The organism is Rhodococcus sp. ZPP (assembly GCF_017656075.1).
Classification (GTDB): Bacteria; Actinomycetota; Actinomycetes; order Mycobacteriales; family Mycobacteriaceae; genus Rhodococcus_F; species Rhodococcus_F oxybenzonivorans.
The window spans coordinates 3,016,841-3,034,384 of the sequence record NZ_CP058638.1; the positions used below are offsets into that span (position 1 = coordinate 3,016,841).

The following is a 17,544-nucleotide window of genomic DNA, read 5'->3' on the forward strand; positions in this document are numbered from 1 at the left end:
CTTTCGGACGGTATCGATCGGGACATCAGGATTCCTCCGGGTGGGCTGGGGAGAGGGGCTAACTGCTCGCATCGGTGTCGGCGCGGGTCATCTCGCTCAAGCGCATCTCGTCTCCCGTCGCCGAGTTCGGCTCGTACCGGACGGACGGTGACTTGGCGAGCACCGCATTCATGTGTGCGATGTACGCGAACTGGCGGAGCTCTGTCGGTTCGTCCGCGAGGACCGCCGCGAAGGCGTCCTGGCGGGCGTCCCCGACGAGCTCTTCGGCTGCGTCGATCCGCGCGTCGTATGTGTCTGTGCCGAAATAACTCTGGTAACCGTCACTGCGCATGTACTGGTCGACGGTGAACTGCGCGTCACCCGCCTGGTTGCCGTGCTGAATCATCAGCAGCACCGGACCGGCGTCGGGAAACGGGCGGATCTGGTACTGCATCTGCCCGGCCGTGTCCATCATCTCGATCTTGACGTTGAGACCCGCCTCGCTGAGCGCGTTCTGGATGACCTCGATGGTCTCGTTGATCTTCGGGAACTGACCGGTGCGGCCGATCAACCGAATTTCCTTGTCGGCCGGGACGCCGTCGGCCTTCGCCTCGGCGACGAGAGCGGCCGCCCGGCCGGGGTCGTACGGCGTGGGCTGCAGAGCCGGATCGAATCCGACGATGCTGCTGCCGACCAGCTGCGCTGCCGGATCGCCGAGCCCTTGGAAGAGCGCCTTGACGATGCCGCTGCGGTTGACGGAGTAGTCGATCGCCTCGCGGATGCGGTAGTCGTCGAGCGGCGGTTCGTTCGCCTGCATCCGCAGCGCCGTCGTCTCGTTGTTGGGGTACGCGACCCCCAGGTCGCCCGCCCCGTCTTCCGGGCCCAGATAGGTGGCGAGTTCCGCCTCGTCATTGGTGACCATGGCGGCGCGCACACTGCCCTCGGTGCGCCACTGGTAGATCGCGCGCGCATACTCGGGCATCGAACCCCAGTAAGTGTCGTTCCGGACCAGCGACAGGCGCTGGCCGTGGTCCCAGTAGTCCACCCGGTATGGACCCGTTCCGATGGGTTCCCGCACCTTGTCCTGCGCGTCCGTGGTGGTGGGCACCATCTCCACGAACGAGATCCGCAGCGGAAGGATGGGATCGGCGGTGGGCGTCGTCACCGTTACCGTTCCGGGGTCGACCGCCGCGACCACCAGCGGGTCGTCACCGAAGACGTACCCGTCCACATCGCAGCCGATGGTGGAGTTGACGGCCCGGTCGATCGAGAAGGCGGCGTCCGCGGCGTCGAACACGCTGCCGTCGCTGAACGTCACGCCGGGGCGGATGCGGAACGTCCACACGTTCCCGGACGTCTGCTCCCAGGACTCGGCGAGTTTCGGTTCGAGGTCTCCCGAGTCGGCATTGCGCTCGACCAGAGGTTCGGTGATGTTCGACCGCACCACGACACCGGTCGAGGTGAGGGACGCGTCGCAGGGTTCGAGCGTGGGCGGCTCCTGGGGGAGCACGATGCGCAGCGTGTCGGGGCTGGCTGCATCGCTGTGGTTCGAATTGGCCACCGAGCAGCCGGCGGCCAGCGCCGACACCGTCATCGCGGCCGTGGCTGCAATGGCGGCGCGGTAACGGGTTCCCTGCTGCAGCGAACGTGCAGGGCTCATGGTGTCCTCCGTAGGATGTGTCGCGACTGTCCGCGAATGAAGAGGGCCCGTCTGTGACGGTAGACACACGCTAGAAGCGGCCCGGAACAGCGTCAACAGCGGTAAGTCGAGGTTGCCGCACCAAAAGGCCAGGTGAGCCCCGTCACATGACGTCCGCCGAGGAGACTGCGATCACCCCCGGGCAGGCCCGTGACCGGCGGATATCCGGTGGCGCTCCCCCTTACCGTAGCCAGAGAGGCCGTCAATCATGCCGTTTCGGTATCGGTCCATGTTATTTACGTGTTGGACAGGCATTGGGGCCCGGCTTAACGTTCGAGTATCCCGATGCGTGGAGACTCGCTCCACCTCGTGCGAGGAGGACTGAATGGCGACGGCAGAGGCTTCTCCGAATTCGATTGCGGCGCAGGATGTTCACCTCGGCCGAGTGCTGATGGTCGGACCGCTGAAGCCCTCCCTCGCGGCGACGCTCACGGAGCGGTACAACGCACTCGACCTGCCCATGGGCGACGGGCGGTCGAACTTCCTGCGCGAGCACGCCGAGTCCGTCACTGCGGTGGTCACATCCGGCCGGACCGGAGTCGATGCGACGTTGATGACCGCCCTCCCCCGCCTCGGGGCGATCGTGCACTTCGGAGTCGGTTACGACACAACAGATGTCGCGCTCGCCGAGGAACGCGGCATCGGCGTGAGCAACACTCCGGACGTGCTCACCGACTGCGTTGCCGACACCGCCGTCGGACTGCTGATCGACACCCTTCGAGGGTTCTCGGCCGCTGACCGCTACGTGCGAGCGGGGCGGTGGCCCGTGGACGGCAACTTCCCTTTGACCCGCAAGGTGAGCGGCACCCGCGTCGGCATCGTGGGGCTGGGGAGAATCGGCTCGGCGATCGCCACCCGACTCGAAGGATTCGGTTGCTCGATCTCGTACCACAACCGGCACGAGGTGCCCGGCTCTGCGTACACGTACGTCGGTTCGGTGGTGGACCTCGCCGCCGGCGTCGACGTACTCGTGGTGGCAGCGGCGGGAGGTCGGTGCACCGCGAAGCTCGTCGACCGCGCCGCGCTCGAGGCGCTCGGTCCTGACGGCTATCTGATCAACGTTGCCCGCGGCACGGTCGTGGACGAAGAGGCACTCGTCGAGTTGCTCACCGAACGACGCCTGGCGGGGGCGGGTCTCGACGTATTCACCGACGAGCCGCACACTCCCGAGGCGCTGCTGGCCCTCGACACCGTCGTCCTCCTTCCCCACGTCGGGAGCGGCACCGTCGAAACCCGAGCCGCCATGGAGGCGCTCACGTTGCGCAACCTCGACGACTTCCTCACCTCGGGCACACTGACCACCCCGGTGGTGCAGCCGAAGGTACTCGCCCGCTGAGTAACCGGGCGCGTACATAAACGTTCGGAGCGACCGGAGCTCGCGACCGGCCACGCGGTGATGCGGAGTTACGGAGAACCGAAGTCTCGGTTTCCGCCGACCGAAGTCGAGGGCTGTGAGTTCCCTCACAGTCGACGTCCGGGGCGACATAACCTGTCACTCGTCCAGTTTCGTACGCGACTTGAACGCCGTTCGGGATTTTTCCCGCTCAGCCAGGCATCGCGTTGCGCGGACGGAATGGGGCCGTGACCCGAACAGTCGCGACTGCACCCCCCGCCAGACCACGGCGGAGCATCCCGCCGGAAACACCGCCCTGTTTACAGGCGCCGACAAGTTAGGTTATGCATTCCATGCTTTGTTGGTGTTCGTTGAACTCGAAGGTGTGCACACGTGACTTTCTCCCGTCGGCAATTCATCTCTGCCGGACTCGGCACGACGGCGTTGATCGCCCTTGCTGCCTGTAGTTCCTCCGAGTCTTCGGAGGGATCCGGAAACCCCAGTTCCGGTGGCACGTTGCGGGTCGGCGCACTGGGACAGCCGTCGAAGATCGAACGCGACCCCCATCAGACGCTGAGCAATGACAGCGACTTCTTGATCACCTCGCTGGTATACGACGCACTCACCGTCCCCGGCGAAAACCCCAACGTGGCACCGCGCCTGGCGTCCGAATGGACTCAGCTCGAGGATCTCCGCAAGTGGAAGTTCACGCTCGCCGAGGGCGCGACGTTCCACGACGGAACACCGGTGACCTCCGAGGACGCGGTGTGGTCGCTGCGGCGCCTGCGAGAAATCGCCGGCGAGACCAAGGTTCCTGTTGCTTCCGTGGAGGACATCGTCTCCGACGGCCCCTCGGCCGTCGTGATCACCACCGCCGCACCGAACCGCGAGCTTCCCCTCCTGCTGCGGTTGATGACGTTCGTCGTGAAGAAGGACACCACTGACTTCACCACGCCGGTGGGTACGGGACCGTTCAAGCTGGAGTCGTACCGCGACGGGAACGCGCGCCTGGTGCGCAACGAGAACTGGCACGGCGGCACCCCGCTCCTCGAGGCCATCGAGGTGACGCGCTTCGACAGCACCACGGCGATGGCCAACGCGGTGATTGCTCAGCAGATCGACCTCGCTTCCAACGTCGGAGCCGTGGCGGGCCGCACCGCCGACGGGCGCGACAACCTCACGGTGGTACGCCGTCCCAACGACGTCGTGATCCCCATCGTCATGCGCACGTCCGACGGTCCGTTCGCCGATCCCCGGGTGCGTGAGGCACTTCGACTCGCCGTGGACAGGGACGCCATGGTCAAGCAGGTGACGTCCGGGTACGGCACCGTCGCCAACGACGTGCTGGGCACCGGCGATCCCACCTACGACTGGTCGCTGAAACAGCGTAGCCGCGATATCGAGAAGGCGAAGCAGCTGCTCCGCGAGGCCGGCTTCGATACCGGCCAGACGTACACCCTCTTCACCAAGGAGGAAGCGGCAGGTGAGGTCGACTCCGCCAAGCTGTTCTCCACCCAGGCCCGGGACATCGGTGTGACGATCGACGTGGTCACGCAGGATGCCAACGCGTTCTACGACGAAACCTGGCTGAAGGCTCCGCTGTACACGGCGAACTGGGGCACCAACGACTCCGTCATCTTCTTCGCCAGCAAGGTGATGTATTCGGGCACCAAGTGGAACGAATCCGGGTTCCGCGATCCCGAGTTCGACGCCGCCTACCTCGAGGCGCTGGCGGCTCCTGACGACGACACCTACGCCAAGGCGAGTCGCACTCTGCAGGAGATCGAATACGCACGAGGCGGTTACCTGGTGTGGGGCATGGCCGACGGAGTCGACGTCGCCTCCTCGAAGGTGCAGGGCCTGCCCCAACTCGGCGGATACGGACGCGTACAACTGGAAAAGACCTGGCTGTCGAGTTGAGCGAGTCCACCACCAGGGCCACGTCGGCCGCCACAGTCGTGGCGGCCGACGCCCGTCGGTTCACCACCTTCGGGACGCGGGTCTCGGTGGTGCTCGCCCAACGGGTGTCGATCCTGGTACTCGTCCTGGTCCTCGTGTTCGTCGCCATCGATTTCCTCCCGGGAAGCGCGGCGCGCGCAGCCCTCGGCCGTGATGCCACCGAGGAACAGATCTCGGCTGCCGAGCAGTCGCTGGGACTCGACCGGGCACTGCCGGTGCGATTCCTGATCTGGTTCAAGGGGCTGCTCACGGGTGACCTCGGAACCACGGTGCGTGGCACCCCGATCACCGAGATACTCGCGTCCACATTCCCGAGCACGTTGCTGCTCGGGGGGCTCGCACTGGCCCTGACCACCATGGCGGCGCTGCTCGGTGGTGCTCTGTGGGCGTTGCGCCCGCGCAGTGCCGGCGCCCGCGTCCTGTCACCGGCCACCACGATGGTGATCGCGGTTCCCGAATTCGTCATCGCCACCCTGCTCGTCCTTGCCTTCTCGCTGGGAACCGGCTGGTTTCCGGCCGTGACGATCACCGATTCGGCAGGCGGCCCCCTGGACTCCTCCATGCTGGTGCTGCCCGTCATCGCACTGGCAATCCCTCAGTCCGGGTGGAACATTCGGGTGACGCGTGCAGCCCTGCACGAGGCCGCGCAGGCGCCACACGTGCTCGCCGCCGTCCTCGACGGCCTGCCCCACCGGCACGTACTGCTACGCCATATCCTGCCGATCGCGCTTCCGACCATCGCCACCTCCCTGGCCACCTCCGTCGGAATGCTGCTCGGGGGCGCGCTGGTCGTCGAAACGATCTTCAACTATCCCGGCATCGGCTCCGTCCTGTCCGGTTCGGTCGCCGACCGTGACGCGGCACTGGTCGCCTCGGTGGTCGCACTGACCGGTGCCGCAATCACCTGTGTACTGCTGGCCGCGGACCTGTTGCGCGCGTGGTCGGTCCGGGGGCGCGCATGAGCCGGCCCTGGATGCGTCCTGCGCTGCTCGCGCTGCCCGCTGCCGCCGTCATCGCGCTGGCGGTACTCGGCCCCTTCCTCGCACCGCACGCGGTGGACGCCGGTGTCGACATTCCCTACGCCGAGCCGTCTACGGCGGCGCCATTGGGCACTGATCACCTCGGCCAGGACGTCTTGACGCACCTCCTCGTCGGGGGGTGGGGACTGCTCGTGCTCGCCGCGGTGATCGCCGTCCTCGTCACGGCGCTGGCGGCCGTCATCGGTACCGTTGCGGCTCTGCGGCCCCGGGTCGGCGCAATCATCGAACGGTCCACCGACGCCCTGATGCTGCTTCCGCCGATCCTCGCGATCCTGCTCGTGATGCTGTCGTGGCCGAGCTCGGGCGCCGCCGGCCTGGTCCTGATCGCAGTGGTCGTCGGTACGCCCTACACCGCGCGGGTTTTCGCCGCCGCCGCCAGTGGTGTCGCCGCATCGGGATACATCGAAGTCGCCGCCGCGAGTGGCGAGCGCCTTGCGTATCTCGTATTCCGCGAGGTACTCCCGAACCTGCGTATCACGGTGACCACCCAGCTCGGCCTCCGCTTCGTGGAGGCGATGTACCTCGTGAGTACTGCCGCGTTCCTCCAGTTGCCGACGGCGCTCGGGGATTCCAACTGGGCTCTGATGGTCCGGGAGAACAGCTCCGGGGCCCTGCTCAACCCGTGGTCGGTTCTCGCACCCAGCCTCGCGATCGGGCTGCTCGCGGTCAGCGTCAATCTCGCCATCGCCGCTGCCCGGACCGGCCGGCAGGGGGTGCAGGTATGACGGATCCGGCAGTGGTCGCCGAACACCTGACCATCACCGCCGCCGGCACGGCGGCGCCGCTCTTGCAGGGCGGGTCGATCACCCTGCGCCCCGGCACGGTCACCGCAATCACCGGTGAATCCGGATCGGGGAAAACAACACTCCTGCAGGCAATCGTCGGATACCTTCCGGCCGGAGCCCGCCGCGAGTCCGGCAGCCTCCGAGTACTGGGGCACGACGTACTGACGATGGAGCCCGAACCCCTGCGCCGACTCCGCCGGGCACACCTGGCTTTCGTGGGACAGGATCCCGGATCGGCCCTGAACCCCACCATGCGAGTAGGCGCGCTGCTCCGCGAAGTCGCCGCCACCCGCGACCCCGACAAACCGGCCCGCGTCCTGGAGCGTGTGCAGTTACCCGCCTCGGTTCTGCATCGCCGTCCGGGCGCCCTCTCGGGCGGCCAGCAGCGGCGGGTGGCGCTCGCCCGGGCCCTGATACGAGGTGTCGACGTACTCCTTGTCGACGAACCGTTCGCCGGATTGGACGGGCGTGTGCGGCGCGAAGTCGCCGACGTCCTGCGCCGTCTCGCCGACACCGGTGTCGCAGTCGCGGTGTCCGGTCACGACACCACGATCTTGCACGAACTCGCGGATCACACCGTGCACCTGGGCGTCCCCGTCACCACCAGGGTGCACACCACTGCCACGACGGCAGAGACTCCACGCGGTTCCGCCGTGCTGTCCGCATCCGGCCTCGGTCTCGTCCGTGGCGGTAGAGCTGTTCTGGCGGGTGTGGATCTCTCGGTCCACCCGGGTGAGGCGACCGCAGTTCTCGGCGAATCAGGAGCCGGGAAAACGACTTTGGCGCGGGTGCTCGCCGGCCTCGAATCGGCCGCGACCGGAACGATGCGGCTTCACGAGGCACCGCTCCGACTTCCGATCGCCCGCCGGCCACGGTCGCTGCGCGGCCGGATACAGCTCATCCCGCAGAACCCGCTGTCGACACTCAATCCCGCTCACACCGTGGGACATACCCTCGCCCGCCCCCTGCGGCGTCGAGGTGTCCGCGGGAGGGCCCACCTCGACAGCACGGTCACCGCGCTGCTCGCCACCGTGGGGCTCACCGGGGCATTCGCCGCTCGTTACCCTTCCGAACTTTCCGGCGGTCAGCGCCAACGCATTTCGATCGCGCGCGCACTGGCTGCAGAACCCGACATCCTGATCTGCGACGAGGTGACATCGGCGCTCGATGCCGCTACCGCGCAGTCCGTTATGGATGTGCTTCGCGGGACGATGCACGAGCGACATACGAGCTTGATTGTGATCACTCACGATCTGGAACTCGCGGCCCGATACTGTCGGGACGTACTCGTGATCGACGACGGACGGGTAGTCGAATCCGGTTCATACGCCGCGGCCGACCGGCTGCGCTGACCCGTCGAATCCGAAGGTAATCAATCGTTAAAGCACACTGCCACATAGGAATACGCTAATCCGTCCAGTAGTGTGATCTGTCGCACAGAAGGTTTCGGTTGGCCTAAAATGAGGTTAGCCTTCCCATACACTGATTCCGGCCGTGAGCCTTTTCGAATCTCGCACTCACACAACACTTTCTTCTCAGCAACGACGGTTCTCGATCGTCTGACCGAAAGTTGGATACTCCATGCCCACAGCATCAACACTGACCACGCGTGCCATCTCGGTTGCCGGAGCGGCGGCCACTGCAGACCTTCTCGCGGCGGTGGTGTCGGCGTACGGCACCGTCGACAATCCCGATCTGATCGGTGAGGCAGCGGACATCGCGAGAACGCTGCCCGCCGAGGTCCGCGAGGCGTGCACGATGGAGCCGCGCGGGCTCGGATTCCAGGTGCTGTCCGGGTTCGAGATCGACGATCGGGCAATCGGTCCCACCCCCGTGCGATGGAACGACGTGGACCCCCACCGGACGGCCGAGTGGGACGTGCTGATGCTGCTGCTCGCGCATGTCGTCGGCGCCCCCTTCGGGTGGTCCGGCCAGCAGGAGGGTCGCCTGGTCAACAACATCGTGCCGTCTCCGGGACACGAGACGGAACAGACGGGGGCGAGCAGTACCGTCCTGCTCGAACCGCACACCGAGGACGCATTCCACCCGGGCCGGTGCCACTTCCTTCTGCTCGGCGGGATGCGTAATCACGACCGGATCGGCACGACCATCTCCTCGGTCCGGGAAGTGGAACTCGAACCTGCCGAGTTCGTCGAACTCGCCAGCGCCACGGTGCCGATCCTTCCGGACGCCTCCTACGAGACCAACCCGGCGGCGGGCGTGCCCACGGCAGTACCCGGCGCCAATGCTCTTGCGCTGCCGACACTCTGGGTCGGTGAGGACGGGCTGTGCCTGCGTTACGATCCGGCCTACACACCACTCGGCACGGCTCCCGAACGGTATCGGCGCGCCTACGCCCGACTGTCCGACGAACTCGCACGCCATGCCCGCACGATCTCCCTCGACGCCGGGGAGGTGCTGATGATCGACAACGACGTCATAGTGCACGGGCGGGTTCCCTTCACACCCCGCTACGACGGCACGGACCGGTGGCTCAAGCGCATCAACGTGCGGGTCCCGGGCCGGCATCGACCCTCCGCCGAGGACTTCGAGGACGGGTACGGTGAGGACGTCGTCGACCCGTCGGGAGTTCATCCGATCTACTCCGTCAGGAGCGCGAGCCGATGAGCGCACCCCATCCGATCCTGACGCTGACGGCGAGCGATCTCGACAAGGTCGAGGTGTCCTCCGGTGAGGTGCTCGCCGCGGTCGAGCAGGCGTACAGCGCGCTGGCGGCGGGAGAGTCGACGAATCCCGGGAAACTGACCGTCGCTCCCGCCGACAAACATTCGGTGGCCTACTCGATGCTCGCTCGGGACGGGCAGAGCTCCACCGTGGCTTTCAAGACCTCTTACAAGTTCGACCCGGACCGGGATCGTACGAGTAAGCGCTACTACACCACGCTGTCGCTGTACGACGACGCCACAGGACTCCCTATCGCCCTGATGGATTGCGGACGCATCGGCGCCCTGCGCACACCGGCCGTATCGGGGCTGATCATCCGGGCCTGCGCGGCACCGAGCGCGTCCACCGTGCTCGTCGTCGGTTCCGGAACGCAGGGGCGGTTCGCGCTGCCATTGGCCCTCACCGCCCACCCACAGTTCACCCACCTCGAACTCTTCGGCACACATCCGGACGGAATTGCCGCGGTCCGAGAAGAATTGGCTCGTCAGTACCCGGACCGCACGGTCACGGTCAGTACCGACCTGGAGGCGTCCGCCCGTCGGGCCGATGTGATCCTCGCGGTGGCCGGTGAAGCGACGCCCGCGCGGATCGAAGCCGACTGGCTCGCCCCTGGAGCGCTCTCCATCCTCGTCGGCTACGGTCTGTCGCCATCGACCCTGTCGGGCGCGGATTACGTGGTGGCCACCAACGCCGAACAGATGCGTACCACCGGTACCGACATGGCCGGCCCGGACGGTGTCCTGCGTTCGGTGAATGCTGAACTGCCCGACATTCTGGCCGGCCGGGCGGCGCCCCGCCTTTCCGCGACGGACCGGGTGTTCGCCTACAACAGCGGACTCGTGGTCACCGACATCGCGCTCGGACTCCTGTTCGCACACAAGGCACGTGAGCAAGGCCTCGGCAGCCCGTTGGAGTTGTGGTCATGACCCGAAGCATCCTGCGGTCGGTGCGACTGCCGGCATTGACCACCCCCTGGACCGACACCGTCACCGCGGACCCGTCGCTGTTGCGCGCCCTCGTGCGGGGATTCGGCGGTGGGCCCGTGCATCTTCTCGACCCGGCACAGTTTTCGCACAACGCCCGCAGCTTCGCGGCCGTCTTCGACGATGCCGGGGTGGACGGGACCGTCTACTTCGGGAAGAAGGCCAACAAGGCGAACGCCTTCGCCGATGCCGTCGCCGATCTCGTCACCACAGACCGCCGCGCCGGACGTTCGGGCACCTTCGGTATCGATGTGGCCAGCGCCGGGGAATTTCGTCAAGCCCTCTCGGCGGGGGTACGGGGCAGCGACCTGTTGATCACCGGTCCCGCCAAGCCGGCCGAGCTCCTCGCTCTGGCCGTGCGGCACGACGCCGTCGTCACCATCGATTCTCCGAGCGAGCTCCGGGCACTCGCCGATCTGTCCGACGGACTGGGCGTGCGGGTCCTCTTCCGCGTTCTTCCGCAGCCGGAGACCAGCCGATTCGGGATGAACGACGACGAATTGCGGTATGCCGAACAGCTTGCGCTCGATTGCTCGGCTGACGTGACGATGCTCGGGTACAGCTTCCACCTCTCCGGGTACAGCATTCCCGAGCGTCGCGATCAGGCCGGCCAACTGGTCGAACGCCTCCGTGCCGCCCGCGCGCAGGGGCTCGCTGCCGGAACGATCAGCCTCGGCGGCGGGTACCCCATCAGCTATGTCCCGCAGGAGGACTGGCAGCGATTCATGGGCGAATCGGCCCACGCATTTCATGCCGGTAAGCGCTTCGACAGCTACTACCCGTACCACTCGGCGATCACCGGAGCGCACGCCTTGCGGGCCATCCTCACCGAACCCGCATCGGGACGAAAATCGCTGGCCCAGTTAAGCCAGGACCACGGCATCTCGTTCTTCGCCGAACCGGGTCGCGCCCTGTTGGACCGCGCCGGGGTCACCGTGTTCCCCGTGCTGGGAGTCAAGGAACGTGATCCCGGAATGATCGTCGTCAACGGCACGAGCCTGAGCCTGTCCGAACAGTGGTTCGACACCGAATTCCTCCCGGACCCTCAGCTGGTGTCCGCAACGACGCCCGCCGAGGACCGCATCCCGTTCTTCGCGTCGGTCGGCGCCGCGACCTGTCTGGAATCGGACATGCTGACCTGGCGAGTGATCGAGTTCCCGCACCGACCCGCCCCAGGCGATTTCCTGGTGTACCACAACACCGCGGGCTACCAGATGGACTCGAACGAGTCCGCGTTTCACGACACCCCCGTCCCGCCCAAGGTCGTCATCACACTCGTCGACGGCCGACCCGCCTGGGAACTCGACCGCCCCACCAGCAATTAGGAGAACACAGTGGAGACCATTGCCACTACCGCCCGCGTCGTCAGCCGAGTGTCGGATCTGATCGGTTCCACTCCCCTACTACAGCTGTGCACCCTCGAAAACGGGACACGCTATCTCCTCAAACTCGAGCAGTTCAATCCGACCGGGTCCATGAAAATCCGTATGGCGCGCCAGATGGTGATCGACGCCGAGGTCGCGGGGCTGCTGCGTCCCGGAGGCCACATCATCGAATCCACCTCGGGCAACACGGGACTGGGGCTGGCTGTGGTCGCGGCGGAACGCGGATACCGCTTCACCGCCGTCGTCGACAACCACGCCAGCGCCGAGAAGCTGCGATCCATGCGGGCGATGGGCGCCCACTTACACTTCGTCACCGAGGACGGCGAAACCGAGCTCGCCACCTCGGCACGTGAGGACCTCGCCGAGCAGATGGCCGCGGCGGATCCGGACGGGTGGTTTCCCGAGCAACACAACAACCCGAGCAACGCCGTGGGCTACCGCGCCCTCGCCGCGGAGCTCCTCGACGACGCGGCCTCGCCGATCGACGCCTTGGTCTGCGCGGTCGGAACCGGCGGCTCGCTGTTCGGGACGGCGCGCGAACTGCGGCGGCTCGGGCAGTCGACCACCGTCATCGGCGTCGAACCCGTCGGTTCCATCGCCTTCGGCGGACCCGGTGGGCTGTACCACCAGTCGGGCACCGGCACTCCTCCCGGAGCCACCATCGGAACCGCAGTCGATTACTCGCTCCTCGACCAGGGCGTCAAGGTGTCCGATGTCGACGCCTTCGCGACCGCTCGGGCTGTGGCCCGGCGGAACGGGCTGATGGTCGGTGGTTCGTCCGGCGGCGCCATCTTCGCCGCACTCGATGTCCTCCCGACGCTGCCCGCCGGCAGCACCGTCGTCACGATCGTCTGCGACGGTGGCGAGAAGTACCTTGATACAGTTTTCGACGACGAATGGATGACACGCCACGAGCTCCTCGACCTCGCCGCCGAGCTGCACGTGGACGAAAAGCTCGATGCGGCCGGAGTACCGGCAAGCCGGTCCGCCCGCGAGCAGTCGCCGATCGAGTACGCATGACACACGGAAGCACAGGAACCATCGCGCCCACACAGAGTTACCGGCAGACCAGTCGCGAACTCGCCTATCTCTCTACGCCGATCGCCCTGACCCAGCTCGCGCAGGTGGCGCTCACCACCACCGACACCGTGATGATGGGCTTGATCAGCATCCAGGCCCTGGCGGCAGGCGGTCTGGCCATCACCTTGTTCAATCAGTTGCGCACCATGGGCGTCGGGCTGGTGACCGCCGTCGGCAACCTCATCTCCGGGGCTGTCGGCCGCGGTGAGCGGACAGGCGACACCACACCGTCCGAGGCCACCGCGGAGGAAGTTCGCGACATCGTCCGGTCGAGCTTCCTCATCGCCACAGTCGCCGGGATCGTCGGCGGCATCCTGCTCGTCGGGCTCGGTTACGGTCTCCGGTTCGTCGGCCAGGACGCCGAGGTTCTCGACATGGCGTTGCCGATGCTCATCGCGCTCGCTCCGGGCCTGGTGCCGTGCTTGTGGTTCCAGGTGATCCGCCAGTTCACCGTCGGCATGCGGCGGCCCAAGGCGCTGCTCGTGATCACCATCCTGTCGGTGCTCTTCAACATCGCCCTCAACTGGGCCTTCATCTACGGCACCTTCGGGCTTCCCGCCCTCGGCCTGCCGGGCATCGGTGTCTCCACCTCGCTGGTGTACCTGCTGACCTTCGGGATCTTCGCGGCCATGGTGCGCCGCGACGACGTGCTGTCGCCGATGCTCAGTCTTGCCATCCACCGGTCCCGGCCCGAGACCGTACGGACGATCCTCCGCCTCGGGGTCCCGATCGCCGGAACCTACGGCAGCGAGGCGGGTCTGTTCTCGGTGACCGCGGTGATCATCGGCAGCTTCGGCGCTCCCGCTCTGGCCGCCCATACCGTGGTCAACCAGCTCACCTACATCGTCTTCCAGGTGTCGGTGGGCATCTCGCACGGTTCGTCGATCCTGGTCAGTCGATTCGTCGGACTCGGTGAGGCGATCAAATCGCGTCTGACCGCCCGAGTCGCCTTCTCCCACGCGGCAATCGTCATCGCGGTCGTCGGTGTCGTGTATCTCCTGGCACCGACCTGGGTGCTGTCGCTGTTCATGGACACCTCGGACACCACGGCCGTGTCCATCGCGACGGTGCTCCTCGCGATCGCGATCTTCCAGCAGTTCGCCGACTCCGCCCAGAACATCGGTATCGGACTGCTGCGCGGCGTGGGTGATACGGCCTCGAGCTTCGGGATCACCCTCATTGGGTATTGGCTGGTGGGTTTGCCGGTGGGCCTTCTGTTCGCCTTCGGGTTCGGCCTCGACACCTACGGCATGTGGATCGGCCTGTCCTGCGGATTGCTGACCGCGGCGATCCTGTTGCTACGCACGTTCCAGCAGCGTCTACGGACGATCGAGACTCAGCCCGCTTCGCGAGTCCGGAAGAACTAGAAAAGGACTCCCACCAGGAATTTTCTTGCCAGATCTCTTGTTTTCAACTACGACAGATGCTATAACGAATCTACAGCATCTGCTGCAGGTAACCTGTCACAACGAGAGGGTTTTCTGGAGGTGGACACGATGTTGATGCGCACAGATCCGTTCCGCGACCTCGACCGTTTGACCCAGTCGATCCTCGGTACCGCTGCCCGCCCGGCAGTGATGCCCATGGACGCCTGGCGAGAAGGTGAGAAGTTCATCGTCGAATTCGACCTGCCGGGAGTGGACGCCGATTCGCTGAACCTGGACGTCGAACGCAACGTCCTCACCGTGCACGCTGAACGGCCGAGTCGGGACGAGAACAAGGAAATGGTCGCGGCCGAACGGCCACGTGGCGTGTTCAGCCGGCAACTGTTCCTCGGTGAGAACCTCGACACCGACCGGATCGAGGCTCGCTACGACGCCGGGGTGCTGACCCTGACCATCCCTGTCGCCGAGAAGGCCAAGCCGCGCAAGATCGAAATCGGTACCAACACAGAGAAGAAGGCAGTCAACGCCTGACCCTGACCGGGGAGGGGCGAGCGCGATGACACCGGAAGACACCACGCCGCAGGCCGTCGTCCTGCTCAGGTGGGTGACTGTGGGTACGACCGGATCGCCTCGCCCCCTCCCACTGCCGGCACCCTGGACCCCATTCGCGGCGCCGGTACCGGAGACCCGCGGATCATGAACACCCGCACCGACTTCTACGACATCCTCGGGCTGCCACGCACCGCAACCCAGAGCGAGATCACCAGCGCGTACCGGCGCAGATTGCGGCAGTTCCACCCCGACACCCGCGAAGCCGCACTCGACACCCAGCCTTCGGACGAGTCGCTGCAACACCTACTGGCCGCGTACGCCGTGCTCCGTGACCCGCTCCGTCGCGCCGAATACGACCGGCAGAGCCTGATTGCGCCATCGAGCGCAGGGATCCCCTCAACGATTATTCGCGTCCGGCACCACGCATCGAGCGACCCGACACCGATGTTCCGGGCCGGGCCGGTCCGGCGTCACCGTTGACGATTGCGCGGTAACGAACGCCGGATCCGACCTGCCTGATCCAGCCCTGGGTGCGTGCTCCCCGTCGAGATGGGTATTCGTCGCTCATGGCTTCGGACGGCGGTGGCCGGGCGTATCCGGAGGCAAGGTTTGTCGCCGGACATCTGATCGCGCTGGTCGCCGATCGAGACTACGCGGCGCTCTCTGCGGAGTTGTCCCCGCTTGTGCAGTCGCCCGGGAGTTCGCTGTCTCGGCCGGCCCTCTACGGGGATGTACTGACCTGGATTGTCACCGCGCTCGCGGACGTGGTCGTCGCGCGCCTGGGCGCGGCGGCGGATGGGGAATCCTTCGTCCTCGAGGTCCGTACCACCGCGGGCCGAACGGTGGGTGCCGGCGATCTGCCTCCCGGACAGGGCCGGGTAGGGCGGTCAGTGCTGGCGTTATTGGCCGACGATCGCGCCGCTGCCCGTGCGCAGCTCGCGGCGGCCGAACGCGAATCCGATCCAGCGGTGCGGGCCACCACTCTGGTCGAGGCCTTGGTCTGGCTCAACGCCATGCTCGACGCCGAGACCTCCACCTTTCCCGACCTGCCGCCCCGGTGACGGCGAGAAACCACATACCTGCAGCATTTACTGTAGGTTTATTACAGCGTGCGGAGTATTATCGGTTAGACGAAGGCAGCGAGAATTCCGCTCCGAGGAGGTGTTATGCCGAAGAAAATCCTTCCGAAATCCCGGCGCGGCCTCTACGGCATCTCCGTCGCCTCCGAACTGTCGGGCATCGCTGCCCAAACGCTGCGCTTCTACGAGCAGTACGGACTGGTCACCCCGGCACGCACCAGCGGAGGTAACCGCCGCTACAGCGACTACGACCTCGCACGCCTCCAGCGGGTCTCCGAGCTGATAGAGGCCGGCGTCAACCTGGCCGGAATCGGCCGAATTCTGGACCTCGAGCGCCGCACCGAGAAACTTCAACGGGACAACACCCGCCTCGCTGCTGACAACGCCCAGCTACGAGCAGAAAGGACACCGACCATGGACATCGATCTCTCCGATGCCGTTCCGGAAGCCGACCAGCTCGAGCAAGCACAACCCGCCGACCCCACCGATGCAGGGAGCCGCTCGATCGCCGACGAGCAGCCCGTGACTTCGCGGTCGTCGTGGGACGCTCCCGAGGCCGACAGACTCGAACAACAGCAGTCGGCAGCGCCCGTCGCCGAGCTGATACCACCCACCTCTGGCAGGTGGGACGCACCCGAGGCCGACGCGTGGGAACAGGCTTTCGCGGTGCCCATGGACGACGACCGAGAAATCGCCGACGAATAGGCCTCGACGCAGCAGAAAACTGCCGGATGAACAATCTCGCACACGGTCTCACTGCGCAACGTCGAGACCATAGCGGCGAGAGGCGCTGTGTCAGGTCGACCAGTCCCGACACCCCTCGAGGAGGGCGAGATGCCCGAGCAATCTATCGGGGGATTGTCGCTGACCGAGGTAACGCACGCTTTGGACGTGGTCACCGGAGCGCTGAATGCGCTGCGCGACGAGACCGTCGCCTGCGAACCACTCGAGACGGCCTTGCAACGAGTGGCTCATACAGCCGTCACGGCACTCCCCGAGGCCGATGCCGCCAGCGTGACCCGCCTCGTCGATGGCGTTCCGGACACAGTTGCCACGACCGACGCCGCTGTCGCCGCCATCGACGAACGCCAGTACGCCGTGGGCCGTGGGCCCTGCCTACAAGCCGCCCACACACGAGAGACGGTTCGCGCGGTCGTCGGCCGACACCGAGAAGAATGGCCCGAATTCACCGCCGCAGCAGAGGCGGCCGGAATTCACGCCTACCTCTCGGTACCCGTTCTCCTCGCCGACCGAGCCCACCACTCCGAACTCATCGGATCTCTCAACGTGTACAGCTATCGCACGGAAGCGTTCGACCCCTTCGACGAACAACTGGTGCGGCTGCTCACCTCGGCGGCCTCGGCGGCCATCGCCAATGCACTCCGCTGGCAGCGCGCACACGACCAAGTCCTCCAGCTTCACAATGCACTGAGGTCACGCGCCGACATCGATCAGGCCAAGGGCGTACTGATGGCCATCCACGGAATCTCGAGCGACCAGGCATTCGAACGGCTCGCCGAGATCTCCCAACGCACCAACACGAAAGTTCACGAAGTAGCCCGGAACTTCATGCGCAACTTCACTGCGCCGTCGTCGTGAT

At 66.2% G+C, this 17,544-nt stretch carries 15 protein-coding genes and 1 pseudogene; 15 read left to right on the forward strand and 1 reads right to left on the reverse strand.

Annotation, left to right across the window (positions count from 1 at the left end):
* Window positions 1-58 precede the first annotated feature (58 nt).
* The gene (locus HYG77_RS14375; protein ID WP_208963014.1) at window positions 59-1,639 is read right to left on the reverse strand and encodes an ABC transporter substrate-binding protein; all 1,581 of its coding nucleotides are present in this window, start codon (window positions 1,637-1,639) and stop codon (window positions 59-61) included.
* Between the two features lie 364 nt (window positions 1,640-2,003).
* On the opposite strand from HYG77_RS14375, the gene HYG77_RS14380 reads away from it, so the two are divergent.
* From HYG77_RS14380 to HYG77_RS14450, 15 genes and pseudogenes are all read left to right on the forward strand, one after another.
* Window positions 2,004-3,014 carry a 2-hydroxyacid dehydrogenase gene (locus HYG77_RS14380; protein ID WP_208963015.1) on the forward strand — a complete coding sequence of 337 codons (1,011 nt, stop codon included), beginning with the start codon at window positions 2,004-2,006 and terminating at the stop codon, window positions 3,012-3,014.
* A gap of 390 nt (window positions 3,015-3,404) precedes the next feature.
* Window positions 3,405-4,931, forward strand: coding sequence for an ABC transporter substrate-binding protein (locus HYG77_RS14385; RefSeq protein ID WP_208963016.1), 1,527 nt, complete (start codon window positions 3,405-3,407; stop codon window positions 4,929-4,931).
* Window positions 4,928-5,932 (forward strand): ABC transporter permease, encoded by a 1,005-nt coding sequence (locus tag HYG77_RS14390; RefSeq protein WP_244461314.1) that lies wholly within the window; start codon window positions 4,928-4,930, stop codon window positions 5,930-5,932. The genes HYG77_RS14385 and HYG77_RS14390 overlap by 4 nt, the downstream gene beginning before the upstream one ends.
* A complete protein-coding gene (locus tag HYG77_RS14395) occupies window positions 5,929-6,735 on the forward strand; it encodes an ABC transporter permease subunit (RefSeq protein WP_109334790.1) in 807 nt (268 codons plus the stop codon). The genes HYG77_RS14390 and HYG77_RS14395 overlap by 4 nt, the downstream gene beginning before the upstream one ends.
* The gene (locus tag HYG77_RS14400) at window positions 6,732-8,147 is read left to right on the forward strand and encodes an ATP-binding cassette domain-containing protein (protein ID WP_208963017.1); all 1,416 of its coding nucleotides are present in this window, start codon (window positions 6,732-6,734) and stop codon (window positions 8,145-8,147) included. Before HYG77_RS14395 ends, HYG77_RS14400 begins: the two co-directional genes overlap by 4 nt.
* A 229-nt stretch (window positions 8,148-8,376) precedes the next feature.
* Window positions 8,377-9,423, forward strand: coding sequence for a TauD/TfdA family dioxygenase (locus tag HYG77_RS14405; RefSeq protein ID WP_208963018.1), 1,047 nt, complete (start codon window positions 8,377-8,379; stop codon window positions 9,421-9,423).
* Entirely contained in the window at window positions 9,420-10,406 is a 987-nt protein-coding gene (locus HYG77_RS14410; protein ID WP_208963019.1) for an ornithine cyclodeaminase family protein, read from the forward strand. Before HYG77_RS14405 ends, HYG77_RS14410 begins: the two co-directional genes overlap by 4 nt.
* Complete coding sequence (locus tag HYG77_RS14415; RefSeq protein ID WP_208963020.1) at window positions 10,403-11,788, forward strand: alanine racemase; 1,386 nt, start codon at window positions 10,403-10,405, stop codon at window positions 11,786-11,788. Before HYG77_RS14410 ends, HYG77_RS14415 begins: the two co-directional genes overlap by 4 nt.
* A 9-nt stretch (window positions 11,789-11,797) precedes the next feature.
* Complete coding sequence (locus tag HYG77_RS14420; protein ID WP_244461315.1) at window positions 11,798-12,868, forward strand: cysteine synthase family protein; 1,071 nt, start codon at window positions 11,798-11,800, stop codon at window positions 12,866-12,868.
* Window positions 12,865-14,295: an MATE family efflux transporter gene (locus HYG77_RS14425; protein WP_208963021.1), complete on the forward strand. Its 1,431-nt coding sequence runs from the start codon at window positions 12,865-12,867 to the stop codon at window positions 14,293-14,295. Before HYG77_RS14420 ends, HYG77_RS14425 begins: the two co-directional genes overlap by 4 nt.
* A 129-nt stretch (window positions 14,296-14,424) precedes the next feature.
* A complete protein-coding gene (locus HYG77_RS14430) occupies window positions 14,425-14,844 on the forward strand; it encodes an HSP20 family small heat-shock protein (RefSeq protein WP_208963022.1) in 420 nt (139 codons plus the stop codon).
* Between the two features lie 69 nt (window positions 14,845-14,913).
* Entirely contained in the window at window positions 14,914-15,345 is a 432-nt protein-coding gene (locus HYG77_RS14435; RefSeq protein ID WP_244461316.1) for a J domain-containing protein, read from the forward strand.
* An 86-nt stretch (window positions 15,346-15,431) separates the two neighbouring features.
* Window positions 15,432-15,926, forward strand: a complete 495-nt coding sequence (locus HYG77_RS14440) for a hypothetical protein (protein ID WP_208963023.1) — start codon at window positions 15,432-15,434, stop codon at window positions 15,924-15,926.
* Window positions 15,927-16,031: 105 nt separating this feature from the next.
* Window positions 16,032-16,355: pseudogene (locus HYG77_RS39595) on the forward strand (MerR family transcriptional regulator); the annotation flags it as partial.
* A gap of 423 nt (window positions 16,356-16,778) precedes the next feature.
* Window positions 16,779-17,543, forward strand: coding sequence for a GAF and ANTAR domain-containing protein (locus HYG77_RS14450; RefSeq protein WP_208963024.1), 765 nt, complete (start codon window positions 16,779-16,781; stop codon window positions 17,541-17,543).
* Window position 17,544 lies beyond the last annotated feature (1 nt).

Excerpts from the sequence above, each read along its gene's own strand:
- HYG77_RS14405 (WP_208963018.1), top strand. The coding sequence starts at position 8,377 with ATGCCCACAGCATCAACACTGACCACGCGTGCCATCTCGGTTGCCGGA.
- HYG77_RS14450 (WP_208963024.1), top strand. The coding sequence starts at position 16,779 with ATGCCCGAGCAATCTATCGGGGGATTGTCGCTGACCGAGGTAACGCAC.
- HYG77_RS14395 (WP_109334790.1), top strand. The coding sequence starts at position 5,929 with ATGAGCCGGCCCTGGATGCGTCCTGCGCTGCTCGCGCTGCCCGCTGCC.
- HYG77_RS14410 (WP_208963019.1), top strand. The coding sequence starts at position 9,420 with ATGAGCGCACCCCATCCGATCCTGACGCTGACGGCGAGCGATCTCGAC.
- HYG77_RS14375 (WP_208963014.1), bottom strand. The coding sequence starts at position 1,639 with ATGAGCCCTGCACGTTCGCTGCAGCAGGGAACCCGTTACCGCGCCGCC.
- HYG77_RS14440 (WP_208963023.1), top strand. The coding sequence starts at position 15,432 with ATGGCTTCGGACGGCGGTGGCCGGGCGTATCCGGAGGCAAGGTTTGTC.
- HYG77_RS14400 (WP_208963017.1), top strand. The coding sequence starts at position 6,732 with ATGACGGATCCGGCAGTGGTCGCCGAACACCTGACCATCACCGCCGCC.
- HYG77_RS14380 (WP_208963015.1), top strand. The coding sequence starts at position 2,004 with ATGGCGACGGCAGAGGCTTCTCCGAATTCGATTGCGGCGCAGGATGTT.
- HYG77_RS14415 (WP_208963020.1), top strand. The coding sequence starts at position 10,403 with ATGACCCGAAGCATCCTGCGGTCGGTGCGACTGCCGGCATTGACCACC.
- HYG77_RS14430 (WP_208963022.1), top strand. The coding sequence starts at position 14,425 with ATGTTGATGCGCACAGATCCGTTCCGCGACCTCGACCGTTTGACCCAG.
- HYG77_RS14425 (WP_208963021.1), top strand. The coding sequence starts at position 12,865 with ATGACACACGGAAGCACAGGAACCATCGCGCCCACACAGAGTTACCGG.